Origin of the sequence: Pseudomonas migulae NBRC 103157, assembly GCF_002091715.1 — a bacterium.
Classification (GTDB): domain Bacteria; phylum Pseudomonadota; class Gammaproteobacteria; order Pseudomonadales; family Pseudomonadaceae; genus Aquipseudomonas; species Aquipseudomonas migulae_A.
Map to the genome: position 1 here is coordinate 37,977 of NZ_BDAG01000005.1, position 12,688 is coordinate 50,664.

Annotated in this window: 9 protein-coding genes and 1 tRNA gene; 7 read left to right on the plus strand and 3 right to left on the minus strand. The window is 59.2% G+C overall.

From position 1 onward, the window contains the following. Positions 1-24 precede the first annotated feature (24 nt). Positions 25-1,254: a multifunctional CCA addition/repair protein gene (locus tag PMI01S_RS05780; protein ID WP_084318395.1), complete on the plus strand. Its 1,230-nt coding sequence runs from the start codon at positions 25-27 to the stop codon at positions 1,252-1,254. 95 nt (positions 1,255-1,349) lie between these two features. On the opposite strand, the gene folK is transcribed toward PMI01S_RS05780, so the two are convergent. Together folK and folB are read right to left on the minus strand one after the other, a co-directional pair. Next, on the minus strand, positions 1,350-1,868 hold the full coding sequence (folK, locus tag PMI01S_RS05785) for a 2-amino-4-hydroxy-6-hydroxymethyldihydropteridine diphosphokinase (RefSeq protein ID WP_010467156.1): 519 nt from the start codon (positions 1,866-1,868) through the stop codon (positions 1,350-1,352). Further along, positions 1,859-2,215: a dihydroneopterin aldolase gene (folB, locus tag PMI01S_RS05790; RefSeq protein ID WP_008027044.1), complete on the minus strand. Its 357-nt coding sequence runs from the start codon at positions 2,213-2,215 to the stop codon at positions 1,859-1,861. The genes folK and folB overlap by 10 nt, the downstream gene beginning before the upstream one ends. A gap of 74 nt (positions 2,216-2,289) precedes the next feature. Between folB and plsY the strand changes: the two genes are divergently transcribed. Further along, positions 2,290-2,859: a glycerol-3-phosphate 1-O-acyltransferase PlsY gene (gene plsY, locus PMI01S_RS05795; RefSeq protein ID WP_017341125.1), complete on the plus strand. Its 570-nt coding sequence runs from the start codon at positions 2,290-2,292 to the stop codon at positions 2,857-2,859. A 23-nt stretch (positions 2,860-2,882) separates the two neighbouring features. Here the strand turns inward: plsY and tsaD are convergent, their stop codons facing one another. Next, entirely contained in the window at positions 2,883-3,908 is a 1,026-nt protein-coding gene (tsaD, locus tag PMI01S_RS05800; protein ID WP_084318396.1) for a tRNA (adenosine(37)-N6)-threonylcarbamoyltransferase complex transferase subunit TsaD, read from the minus strand. Positions 3,909-4,107: 199 nt separating this feature from the next. Between tsaD and rpsU the strand changes: the two genes are divergently transcribed. The 5 genes from rpsU (at position 4,108) to PMI01S_RS05825 (ending at position 12,663) form a co-directional block, all read left to right on the plus strand. Further along, a complete protein-coding gene (rpsU, locus tag PMI01S_RS05805; protein ID WP_002551877.1) occupies positions 4,108-4,323 on the plus strand; it encodes a 30S ribosomal protein S21 in 216 nt (71 codons plus the stop codon). A 481-nt stretch (positions 4,324-4,804) separates the two neighbouring features. Continuing rightward, entirely contained in the window at positions 4,805-6,784 is a 1,980-nt protein-coding gene (dnaG, locus tag PMI01S_RS05810; RefSeq protein ID WP_084318397.1) for a DNA primase, read from the plus strand. 67 nt (positions 6,785-6,851) lie between these two features. Beyond that, positions 6,852-8,699: an RNA polymerase sigma factor RpoD gene (gene rpoD / locus PMI01S_RS05815; RefSeq protein WP_084318398.1), complete on the plus strand. Its 1,848-nt coding sequence runs from the start codon at positions 6,852-6,854 to the stop codon at positions 8,697-8,699. A gap of 125 nt (positions 8,700-8,824) precedes the next feature. After that, on the plus strand, positions 8,825-12,571 hold the full coding sequence (locus PMI01S_RS05820) for a bifunctional diguanylate cyclase/phosphodiesterase (RefSeq protein ID WP_084318399.1): 3,747 nt from the start codon (positions 8,825-8,827) through the stop codon (positions 12,569-12,571). 15 nt (positions 12,572-12,586) lie between these two features. After that, a tRNA-Ile gene (locus PMI01S_RS05825) sits at positions 12,587-12,663 on the plus strand. Positions 12,664-12,688: the final 25 nt, after the last annotated feature.

The following is a 12,688-nucleotide window of genomic DNA, read 5'->3' on the forward strand; positions in this document are numbered from 1 at the left end:
TCTGTCGAGCTAACGGAGGTTTTTATGCAGATTTATAAAGTCGGCGGCGCAGTTCGTGATCGCCTGCTGGGCAAACCTGTTACCGATATCGACTGGGTTGTGGTCGGAGCCACCACCGAAGAAATGCTCGCCAAGGGCTTTCGCCCGGTAGGTGCGGACTTCCCGGTCTTCCTTCACCCGAAAAGCGGTGAGGAATACGCCCTCGCCCGGACCGAACGCAAAAGCGGACGCGGCTATGGCGGCTTCACCTTTCACGCCAGCCCTGAAGTGACGCTCGAAGAAGACCTGATCCGTCGTGACCTGACGATCAACGCCATGGCAGAAGACGACCAGCAGAATCTGACCGACCCCTATCATGGCCAACGTGATCTCGAGGCTCGCTTGCTTCGTCACGTTTCCCCCGCGTTCGCCGAAGATCCACTCCGTGTTTTGCGTGTTGCGCGCTTTGCCGCGCGATATGCCGAGCTCGGTTTTACCGTTGCACCTGAAACGCTGGAGTTGATGCGTGAGCTCAGCGAGTCAGGAGAACTCGAAGCGCTGACGGCGGAACGCAGCTGGAAGGAAATTTCCCGCGCACTGATGGAAGATCAGCCACAAGTGTTCATCCAGGTGCTGCGCGACTGTGCCGCGCTGAAGGTATTGATGCCGGAAGTCGACGCACTGTTCGGTGTCCCGCAACCCGAAGCCCATCACCCTGAAATCGACACGGGCGCCCACACCCTGAGCGTGCTCGAACAAGCGGCACTGCACAAACAGCCGCTGACGGTGCGCTGGGCCTGCCTGCTGCATGACCTGGGCAAAGGATTGACACCGGAAGAAGAATGGCCGCGGCACATTGCCCACGAACACAAGGGGCTGAAGCTGATCAAAGCAGTCAATGAACGCTTCAAGGCGCCGAAGGACTGCCAGGAGTTGGCGCTGTTGGTGGGCCAATATCACACCCATGGTCATCGCGCTCTGGAACTGAAGCCTTCGACCTTGCTGGAGTTGCTGCAGAGCTTCGATGTCTACCGTCGGCCGCAGCGGTTTGAAGAGTTTATTGCGGCGTGTGAAATGGATGCGCGTGGACGCAAAGGGCTGGAGCAGAGAAGTTATCCACAGGCTGATTATTTGCGTGGGGCGGCGAATGCTGCGCGAAGCGTGGCGGTTCAGCCATTGCTGGAGAAGGGATTCAAGGGGCCGGAGCTGGGTGAGGCGATCAAGCGCGAGCGGCTCAAGGCTTTGAAGGCTTACAAAGAAGCGGCGTCTGCCTGAAAGCTTCGTCGGATCGCCGCCCGGAGCAAGCCCGCTCCCACAGGATTTTCACCGTACCTGTGGGAGCGGGCTTGCCCGCGATGACGTCATCCGCTTTACAACAAATTTGAAGGGGTCAACTGTTCGCCACGCCACTCAAACGCCACCGGCGCCAACACCTGGTCAATCTGCGCTTCGCGCCACAACGTCGCAAAGCTTTTGCCCACACCCGGATGCACGCGATCCGGCGCAATCAGCGACAACGGCCACAGCACAAAGGCATTTTTCAGAATCTCAGCCCTTGGCAAAATCAGGCCATCGAAGTTGCCCACCAGATCACCGAACAGCAACACGTCGATATCCAGCGGCAAACCCTTGCGGTCCGGCGCATAGCGGCCATTGTCCGCCTCAATGAATTTCAACCGGCGGTCCAACTCCATCAGCGGCAGATCGGTGTAAGCCGACACCACGAAATTGAAGAACGGCCCGCTCTTGATCCCCACAGGCTGGCTTTCGAACACCGCCGAGCAGCGTATATCCACCAGAAAACCCGCCAGGGCTTCCAGGCCAGCCTGCAAATGGGTTTCGCGCTCGATATTGCTACCGAGCCCGAGATACACCTGAGTCAGCGACATCCGCGCTCGATCTCCACGCCCACACCACCAGTGGCCGCCGGGACGGCGCCTGGCTTGGTCAGTTTGAGGCGCATCCAGGTGATATTGAATTCGCTCATCAGCACTTCCACCAGACGTTCGGCAAAAGTCTCGACCAGTTGGAACTGCGCCTGCTCGGCAAAGGCCTGGATGCGCGACGAAACGCTCGCGTAATCGAGCGCCAGGGTCAGGTCGTCACCGGCAGCGGCCGGGCGATTATCCCAGGCGAAGCTCAGATCAAGACGCAGGCATTGCCGGATGCCTCGCTCCCAGTCGTAGGCACCAATCACGGTGTCGACTTCCAGGCCCTCGATAAACACTCTGTCCAAGCACTCTTCTCCGCTGCACGACAAGGGCGCAATGCGCCGTTAGAATCAGGGCGTCCTCGCCCGGAATAGTTAGCATGTTTTGGTTACTGGCGACCTTCGCCTACCTGCTCGGCTCTCTGTCCTTCGCCATTTTGCTCAGCCGCCTGACCGGTAACCCCGATCCGCGAATGAGTGGCTCGGGCAATGCCGGCGCCACCAACATGCTGCGCCTGGCCGGCAAGAAACTCGCCATCCTGACCTTGATCGGCGACCTCTGCAAAGGCCTGCTGCCGGTGCTGATCGCAGGCATTGCGGGCCTTTCGCTGCAAGAACAAGCCTGGATCGGCGTTTGCGCCGTCATCGGTCACCTGTTCCCCCTGTACTTTCGCTTTCGCGGCGGCAAGGGTGTCGCCACTGCCGCCGGCATGTTGCTGGGCCTTTATCCGCCTGCAGCCCTGTTGGCGGTCTGCGCATGGCTGCTGACGTTCTTCCTGACCCGCACCAGCTCACTCGCCGCCCTGATCGCCACACCGCTGACCCTGCCGCTGCTGGCCTGGCAAGAACCAGCGGCGTTGCTGCCCATGAGTGCGCTCACAGGGCTGATCGTCTGGCGTCATCGCGGCAATCTACGCGACCTGTTTGCCGGGCGCGAACGGCATTTCTAAATACCGGACATGAGCGCCGCTCATCACAGCCCCGACAATTGCTCCATCGGCCAGCGCGCCTGAACGCTGATCGCCAGGCTTTCATGCTGACCGGCTTGCAAACGCTGACACCCGGCAAACGCGATCATCGCGCCATTGTCGGTACAGAACTCCGGACGGGCGTAAAACACATCGCCCTTCAGGTCGCCGAGCATTTTCTCCAAGGACGCACGTAACGCCTTGTTCGCGCTGACGCCGCCAGCGATCACCAGACGCTTCATGCCCGCCTGTTTCAGGGCACGCTTGCACTTGATGGTCAAAGTCTCTACCACGGCCTGCTGGAACGCCAGCGCGATGTCGCAACGGGCTTGCTCGCTGTCGTCCCCGGCGTTGACGCTCTGCTGCCAGGTGTTCAGGGCAAATGTCTTCAGGCCGCTGAAGCTGAACGCCAGTCCCGGGCGGTCGCACATCGGACGCGGAAAGGTAAAACGTCCTGCAACGCCCTGCTCCGCGAGACGAGCGATTTCCGGACCGCCCGGATAATTCAGTCCCATCATCTTTGCCGTCTTGTCGAACGCTTCACCGGCGGCATCGTCAAGGGTCTCGCCCAAGAGCGTGTATTGACCGATCCCGTCGACCTGAACCAGCTGCGTATGACCGCCGGACACCAACAAAGCGACGAACGGGAATTCGGGCGGTTTCGACTCCAGCATCGGCGCCAGCAAGTGGCCTTCCATATGGTGCACGCCGAGAGCTGGAATGCCCCAGGCAAAGGCCAGCGCCTGAGCGCAGGAAGCGCCCACGAGCAGCGCACCCACAAGCCCCGGACCCGCGGTGTAGGCGATGGCATCAATCTCGGTCGGCACGCAGTCAGCTTCAGCCAACACCTGACGAATCAGGGGTAGCATGCGTTTGACGTGATCGCGCGAGGCCAGCTCCGGCACCACACCGCCATAGGCGCGGTGCAGGTCGATCTGGCTGAACAACGCGTCGGCCAGCAGGCCGCGTTCACTGTCATATAATGCGACACCGGTTTCGTCGCAGGAGGTTTCTAATCCCAGTACTAGCATGGGTTTGCGCCTTGTTTAGGCTGAATTCGAAGGCGCGCATAATAGTCGCCATGCGATGCCCCGACTAGCGGTTTTCGATCAGAGGCTTTGCATTCCGAGCGATGAGGGGTTAACATCCGCAACCCTTAAAAACCGACGTCTTCAAGTGCTCTTTTGCCGCGAGGATGTTGACCCCGGTAATGAATGAAGGTAGCTCTGGATGCCAGCCGTCAAAGTAAAAGAGAACGAACCCTTCGACGTAGCTCTGCGTCGTTTCAAGCGCTCCTGCGAAAAAGCCGGTGTACTGGCTGAAGTTCGTAGCCGCGAATTTTACGAGAAGCCAACTTCTGAGCGTAAGCGCAAAGCAGCAGCCGCTGTTAAGCGTCACGCCAAGAAAGTTCAGCGCGAACAGCGCCGCGCCGTTCGTCTGTACTAATACACAGACGATCGTAGCAAGCTTCTGCCAAGCCCGGCCCTCAGCCGGGCTAATGGCATTTGCGGAAAACGCTTGATGCTTCACCGTCAAAGCCGCACACGCGACCGAGACAAACCTGCTTCACAGCGTCAGACCTGGCTCTTTTGCCAGCGGTGCACGTCTTTTCTGACGAGCCTTCCAAGGCTACTGACGAGCACACCCACTGATTCCTCTCACGACGATCAGCCCAAGGCACCTTCTTGCGTGCCCGCTTATGAGCTATCCGGGGCCATCGACTGGTCGCAGCGGATTCAGCGAAACACTTTCAAATAGTCGAATACTGATTGGTATTAACGTCAGTGGATTTTCGGCAGATACACTTCCCGACAGCGATTACGCAGACGACACTGGTCGAGCCGCACATTTTGCGCGCCTCAAACAACGACCCGCGTTCGGTCGCACTTCGTTTCGGGTCCATTTCAGCGCAGATGACGAGAACGCCATGGCCGGGCTAATTCCCCAGAGCTTCATTGACGACCTTCTGAACCGCACCGACATCGTCGATGTGGTCAGCTCGCGCCTGCAACTGAAAAAGGCCGGCAAGAATTACACCGCCTGCTGCCCGTTTCACAAAGAAAAAACCCCTTCCTTCAGCGTCAGCCCAGACAAACAGTTCTATTACTGCTTCGGCTGTGGCGCTGGCGGTAATGCCCTCGGCTTCATGATGGACCACGACAACCTGGACTTCATCCAGGCTGTCGAAGAACTGGCCAAAGCCGCCGGCATGGAAATCCCCCGCGAAGAAAGCGGCCGGCCGCACAAACCGCGGCAGCCGACCGATTCGCCGCTATACCCGCTGCTCACCGCTGCCGCCGACTTCTACCGCCAGGCGCTGAAAAGCCATCCGTCGCGCAAAGCCGCTGTGGATTACCTCAAGGGTCGCGGACTGACCGGCGAGATCGCCCGGGACTTCGGCCTCGGTTTCGCTCCGCCGGGCTGGGACAATCTGTTCAAGCATTTGAGCAGCGACACCCTGCAACAAAAAGCCATGGTCGATGCCGGCCTGCTGATCGAGAACGCTGAAACCGGCAAGCGCTATGACCGCTTCCGCGATCGCGTGATGTTTCCAATCCGCGACAGCCGCGGGCGCATCATCGCTTTCGGCGGCCGAGTACTGGGCGATGACAAACCGAAATACCTGAACTCACCGGAAACACCGGTATTCCATAAAGGCCAGGAACTCTACGGCCTTTATGAAGCACGCAAAAATAATCGCAACCTCGACGAAATCATCGTCGTCGAAGGCTACATGGACGTCATCGCCCTCGCCCAGCAAGGCCTGCGCAATGCCGTTGCCACACTGGGCACAGCCACTAGCGAAGAGCACTTGAAGCGGCTGTTTCGCGTCGTGCCCAACGTGCTGTTCTGCTTTGACGGTGACCAGGCGGGCCGTAATGCCGCATGGCGAGCGCTGGAAGCCACACTGCCCTGCCTGCAAGACGGGCGACGGGCGCGCTTCCTGTTCCTGCCGGAGGGCGAGGACCCGGATACGCTGGTCCGCTCCGAAGGCACTGACGCATTCCGCGCGCGAATCAATCAGCACGCACAGCCACTGGCAGATTATTTCTTTCAGCAGCTGACCGAAGAATCCGATCCGCGCTCGCTCGAAGGCAAGGCCCACATGGCCACCCTCGCGGCACCGCTGATCGACAAGGTCCCGGGTGCGAACCTGCGCATCCTGATGCGTAAGCGCCTGACTGAAATCACCGGACTGAGCGGTGAAGCCGTGAGCCAACTGGTGCAAAGCGCGCCTCAGGACGCGCCACCCGCCTATGATCCAGGCATCGATTACGACGCCATGCCGGACTACAGCGACTACCATCAGCCGCAGGCACAAGAGATGCATGTGCCGCAGCAGGAATGGACGCCGAAGAAACCCGGCGCCGGCGGCAAGAAATGGGACAAGAAGCCCTGGGACAAGAATGGCAAACGTGGCGGTGATCGCGATCAACCGAGCGCTCCGCGCACACCGATTGCCGTGGAAGCTCCGACACTGATTGCACTTCGCACGCTCATTCATCACCCGGAACTGGCCGGCAAGGTAGAAACCGCCGATCACTTCGCCAATGAGAGCAACACCTACGCACAACTGCTGGTGGCCCTTATCGAGGCAGTGCAAAAAAATCCTAAGCTAAACTCAATTCAGTTAATGGCCCGCTGGCACGGGACGGAACAGGGACGCCTTCTCAAAGCATTGGCGGAAAAGGAATGGCTGATTAAAGGCGATAACCTTGAACAACAGTTTTTAGACACCATTACTAGGCTATCAGCCGGTCAACACACCGATAGCCTTGAAGCACTTATCAGAAAAGCAAGGCAGCCAGGATTGACCGCAGAGGAAGCAAATCAGATCGCAAATCAGATGCGCGACCTATTAAAACGCAATATGGCCACATCAAACCCGACCTCAACTGGCGCGTGAGGTCATAGCTCAGGTATAATCCTCGGCTTGTTTTTTGCCCGCCAAGACCTTCAGTGGATAGGGTGTTATGTCCGGAAAAGCGCAACAGCAGTCTCGTATCAAAGAGTTGATCACACTTGGTCGTGAGCAGGGCTACCTGACTTACGCGGAGGTCAACGACCACCTGCCGGAGGATATTTCAGATCCGGAACAGGTGGAAGACATCATCCGCATGATCAATGACATGGGGATCAACGTATTCGAGGTTGCGCCAGATAAGGATTCCCTTATGCTGGCCGACGCCGATACCGACGAAGCCGCGGCCGAAGAGGCAGCAGCAGCGTTGGCAGCGGTCGAGACCGACATTGGTCGCACCACCGACCCAGTGCGCATGTACATGCGTGAAATGGGTACGGTAGAGCTCCTCACACGTGAAGGCGAAATCGAAATCGCCAAACGTATTGAAGAGGGCATCCGCGAAGTGATGGGCGCAATCGCGCACTTCCCTGGCACGGTTGACCATATTCTCTCCGAGTACACTCGCGTCACCACCGAAGGTGGCCGCCTGTCCGACGTCCTGAGCGGTTATATCGACCCGGACGACGGCATTGCGCCGCCTGCTGCAGAAGTGCCGCCGCCAGTCGATCCGAAAGCCGTGAAAGCGGACGACGACACCGACGACGATGATGCCGAAGCAACGGATGACGAAGAAGAAGCCGAAAGCGGTCCGGATCCGATTATCGCGGCACAGCGTTTTGGCGCTGTCTCCGATCAGATGGAAATCACCCGCAAGGCGCTGAAAAAGCACGGTCGTGGCAACAAGCTGGCAATCGCCGAACTGTTGGCCCTGGCTGAGCTGTTCATGCCGATCAAACTGGTGCCGAAGCAATTCGAAGGCCTGGTCGAGCGTGTTCGCAGTGCCCTGGATCGTCTGCGTCAGCAAGAGCGCGCGATCATGCAACTGTGCGTTCGTGATGCTCGCATGCCGCGTGCCGATTTCCTGCGCCAGTTCCCGGGCAATGAAGTCGACGAAAGCTGGACCGACGCGCTGGCCAAAGGCAAAAGCAAATACGCTGAAGCCATTGGTCGCCTGCAGCCGGACATTATTCGTTGCCAGCAGAAGCTGACCGCGCTGGAAACCGAAACCGGTTTGACGATCGCCGAGATCAAGGACATCAACCGTCGCATGTCGATCGGTGAGGCCAAGGCCCGCCGCGCGAAGAAAGAGATGGTTGAAGCGAACTTGCGTCTGGTGATCTCCATCGCCAAGAAGTACACCAACCGTGGCTTGCAATTCCTCGATCTGATCCAGGAAGGCAACATCGGCCTGATGAAAGCGGTAGACAAGTTCGAATACCGCCGCGGCTACAAATTCTCGACTTATGCCACCTGGTGGATCCGTCAGGCGATCACTCGCTCGATCGCCGACCAGGCCCGCACCATCCGTATTCCGGTGCACATGATCGAGACGATCAACAAGCTCAACCGTATTTCCCGGCAGATGTTGCAGGAAATGGGTCGCGAACCGACCCCGGAAGAGCTGGGCGAACGCATGGAAATGCCTGAGGACAAGATCCGCAAGGTATTGAAGATCGCTAAAGAGCCGATCTCCATGGAAACCCCGATCGGTGATGACGAAGACTCCCATCTGGGTGACTTCATCGAAGACTCGACGATGCAGTCGCCAATCGATGTTGCTACCGTTGAGAGCCTTAAAGAAGCGACTCGCGAAGTCCTGTCCGGCCTCACTGCCCGTGAAGCCAAGGTTCTGCGCATGCGCTTCGGTATCGACATGAATACCGACCACACCCTTGAGGAGGTTGGTAAGCAGTTCGACGTGACCCGTGAACGGATTCGTCAGATCGAAGCCAAGGCGCTGCGCAAGCTGCGCCACCCGACGAGAAGCGAGCATTTGCGCTCCTTCCTCGACGAGTGATCACAAAACCCCCGGCCCAGGCCGGGGGTTTTGCTTTGTGCAGATAAAATCCCCCGCACTTCCCCTCCCCCCGCTGAATAGCCCGTCTACACTCGAAGCATTCCCCGAGCCATAACGAGACCGTTATGCCCAGACTGCCGACCGTGGTTTTTTTGCTGTCGCTGATGACCTGGACCGCAACGGCTGGCGCGCTGACTCTGACCGACGAAGAACGTAGCTGGCTGGCGGCCCACCCGGACTTGCGCCTGGGTGTCGATGCGTCATGGCCTCCCTTCGAGTTTCGCGATGATCAGGGCCGCTATCAGGGCCTTGCCGCGGACTACATCGACCTGATCCGCCAACGCCTGGCCATCAAGCTCACGCCCATCGAACCCGTAAGCTGGACGGCTGTTCTCGAACAGGCCAAACAAGCCAAACTGGACCTGTTACCGGGCATCATGTCGACCCCGGAACGCCAGACATATCTATCATTTACGCGTCCCTACCTGGACTTTCCAATTGTCATTCTTGCCCACATCGGCGGCGCTCAACCGCGCAAACTCGAAGACCTGTACGGCCTGAAAATCGCCGTAGTGGAAAACTACGCCCCCCATGAACTGCTGCGCACCCATCACCCCGACCTGAATCTGGTGGCGTTGCCCAATGTCAGCTCAGCCTTGCAGGCACTGGCGACCGATGAAGTGGACGCGGTGGTCGGCGATCTCGCTTCCAGCGTCTGGAGCCTGCGTCAGCTCAAACTGGACGGGCTGTATGTCAGCGGTGAGACGCCCTATCGCTATCAGCTGGCCATGGGCGTGCCCCGGGACAACAAGATGCTGGTCAGCATTCTGGACAAAGTCCTGGCGGACATGACACCGGACGAAATCAACACCATCCAGGAGCATTGGGTCGGCAACGTTCTCGATCATCGAACGTTCTGGTCCGACCTGCTGGTGTACGGCTTGCCAGGTTTGTTGCTGCTGATGACGGTGCTGGCGGTAGTCATCCGGATCAACCGCCGCCTGAGCTCGGAAATCGCCCGTCGCGTCGACCTGGAACAGGAACTGCGCAGCAGTGAATACCATTACCGCGGGCTGGTGGAGAGTCTTTCGGCCATTGCCTGGGAAGCGCGGATCTCCGACTTCACCTACAGCTACGTGTCGCCCCACGCCGAAGAATTGCTTGGCTATCCCTTGGCCCATTGGCTGATACCGGGCTTCTGGCGCAACATCATCCACCCCGCCGACCTGACCCGCGCCCAGACATTCTGCGATCACGAAGTCCTCGCCGGGCGCGATCACAGCCTCGATTACCGAGTCATCACTGCCGATGGACGCTGCATATGGGTACGCGACATCGTCAGCCTGATCGAACACGGGCATGAACCGGTGATGCGTGGCCTGATGATCGACATCAGCGAAGCCAAGCGCACCGAAGAGGCGTTGCGCCTGTCGGAACAAAAGTTCGCCTCGGTATTCCAGCAATGCCCGGACATCCTGGTCATCGCGCGACTCTCCGACGGCTGCCTGCTGGAGGTGAACGAAGCGTTTGAAGAACAGATCGGCCTCAAGGCAGAAGACGTCATCGGCCAGACCGCCACTGACCTCAACATCTGGGGCATCCCCGGCGTCGGGCCGGGCTTGCTGCAGCGCCTGCAGGCCGGCAGCATCCGCAACCTGGAAATGCCCTTTCGCCGTAACAATGGCCAGGTATTTACCGGCCTGATCTCTGCCGAACCTTTCGACCTCGACACCACCCCGGCGCTGGTGGTGGTCGTCCGGGATATCAGCAAACTCAAGGAAACCCAGCAACAGCTGCAAACCTCCGAAGAAAAATTCGCCAAGGCCTTCCACGCCTCACCCGACGGTTTATTGCTGTCCCGGCAGAGCGACGGTTTGCTACTGGAGGTCAACGAGGGTTTCAGCCGCATTACCGGTTTCAACAGCGCGATGTCCGTTGATCGCTCGGCGCTGGAGTTGGGGATCTGGGTCAATCTCAACGAACGCAAACAGATGCTGGACCTGCTGCATCGGGATGGTTTCGTCCGCGACTTCAGTTGCCATATCCGCCGCAGCGACGGGAAGATCCGCCTCTGCGAAGTGTCGAGCCGTCCACTGCCGATCGGCGACGAAGATTGCATGCTGACCATCGCAAGGGACATCACCGAGCGCCACCTGATGCAGGAAAAACTGCAACAGGCCGCGACCGTGTTCGAGAGTACTGCCGAGGGCGTGTTGATCACCGACACCCAGCAGCACATCAGCGCGGTCAACCGCGCGTTTACCGAAATCACCGGCTACAGCGAAAGCGAAGCACTGGGCCACACCCCTCGCCTGCTCGCTTCGGGCCTGCATGACAGCGCTTTCTACGCGGCCATGTGGCATCAACTGACGGCCGAAGGGCATTGGCAGGGCGAGATTTCCAACCGGCGCAAGAACGGAGAACTTTATCCGAGCTGGCTGACCATCAGCGCCGTGCGCAACCGCGACAAGTTCATCACCCACTTTGTCGCCGTATTCGCGGACATTTCCAGCCTCAAGCACGCGCAGGCCAAACTCGATTACCAGGCGCATCACGACCCGCTGACGGGCTTGCCGAACCGCACGCTGTTCGAGAGCCGACTGCTGACCGCACTCAACAACCAGCAGGAAAACGGCGGCCAGGGCGCCGTGTTGTTCCTCGATCTCGACCGCTTCAAACACATCAACGACAGCCTCGGCCACCCGGTCGGCGACCTGCTGCTCAAGGGCATCGCCGTGCGCCTCAAGGAGCAGTTGCGCGACATCGATACCGTGGCGCGCCTCGGCGGTGACGAATTCATCATCCTGCTGCCCGGCCTGCAACAGTCGAGCGACGCCGACAACATTGCCACCAAACTGCTCAACTGCTTCTCTGCGCCATTCCAGGCTGGCGAGCACGAGTTCTTCATCAGTGCCAGCATTGGCACCAGCCTCTACCCCAAGGACGGCTGCGACGTCGCCACGCTGGTCAAGAACGCCGACGCGGCGATGTACCGCTCCAAGGCCAAGGGCCGCAACCGGGTCGAAAGCTATACCCGCGACCTGACCGCCCAGGCCAGCGAGCGCGTCGCACTGGAACATGAACTGCGCCGGGCCATCGAGCGTAATGAACTGTTGCTGCACTACCAGCCGAAAATCAGCCTGGACGACAATCGCCTGGTGGGGGCCGAAGCCCTCATCCGCTGGCATCACCCGACCTTCGGTGCCGTGCCGCCGGAGCACTTCATTCCCTTGGCCGAAGAGAACGGGATGATCCTGCAGATCGGCGACTGGGTGCTCGAGACCGCGTGCCGGCAGATGTACGAATGGAACCTGACTTATGAATGCCTCGGCCCATTGTCAGTCAACCTCGCCGGCGCGCAACTGCGCCAGCCCAACCTGCTCGGCCGAATTGAACAACTGCTCAAGGACAACGGTCTTCAGCCCGGATTATTGCAACTGGAAATTACCGAAAACTTCATCATGAGCCAGGCCGAGGAAGCGCTGGCGGTGCTGCATCAGCTCAAACACCTGGGCGTGCAACTGGCCATCGATGACTTCGGCACCGGCTATTCATCCCTGAGTTACCTCAAGCGCCTGCCGCTGGACATCCTCAAGATAGACCAGTCGTTCGTCCGCGGCCTGCCGGATGACCCCCATGACGCGGCCATTGTTCGCGCGATCATCGCGCTGGGCCGCAGCATGCAATTCACCGTCATTGCCGGGGGGGTCGAGACTTTTGCGCAGCAACTATTCCTCGCGGAGGAAGGCTGCGAACAGATTCAGGGCTACATCGTCAGCCTGCCCTTGCCGCCGGACGAATTCGCCGCGACGTTTCTTCGTATAGCCGTATCGGATTTTTCGGATAGCACAGCCGAGAAACCGTCGCTATAATCCGCGGCCTACTGAGGGCCTATAGCTCAGTTGGTTAGAGCAGAGGACTCATAATCCTTTGGTCCACGGTTCAAGTCCGTGTGGGCCCACCAAACAAAAAAGCCGCGCTGAATGCGC

Bases quoted from the DNA above. Each gene is read 5' to 3' on its own strand.
- PMI01S_RS05780 (WP_084318395.1), top strand. From the start codon at position 25: ATGCAGATTTATAAAGTCGGCGGCGCAGTTCGTGATCGCCTGCTGGGC.
- folK (WP_010467156.1), bottom strand. From the start codon at position 1,868: ATGTCGCTGACTCAGGTGTATCTCGGGCTCGGTAGCAATATCGAGCGC.
- plsY (WP_017341125.1), top strand. From the start codon at position 2,290: ATGTTTTGGTTACTGGCGACCTTCGCCTACCTGCTCGGCTCTCTGTCC.
- tsaD (WP_084318396.1), bottom strand. From the start codon at position 3,908: ATGCTAGTACTGGGATTAGAAACCTCCTGCGACGAAACCGGTGTCGCA.
- rpsU (WP_002551877.1), top strand. From the start codon at position 4,108: ATGCCAGCCGTCAAAGTAAAAGAGAACGAACCCTTCGACGTAGCTCTG.
- dnaG (WP_084318397.1), top strand. From the start codon at position 4,805: ATGGCCGGGCTAATTCCCCAGAGCTTCATTGACGACCTTCTGAACCGC.
- rpoD (WP_084318398.1), top strand. From the start codon at position 6,852: ATGTCCGGAAAAGCGCAACAGCAGTCTCGTATCAAAGAGTTGATCACA.
- PMI01S_RS05820 (WP_084318399.1), top strand. From the start codon at position 8,825: ATGCCCAGACTGCCGACCGTGGTTTTTTTGCTGTCGCTGATGACCTGG.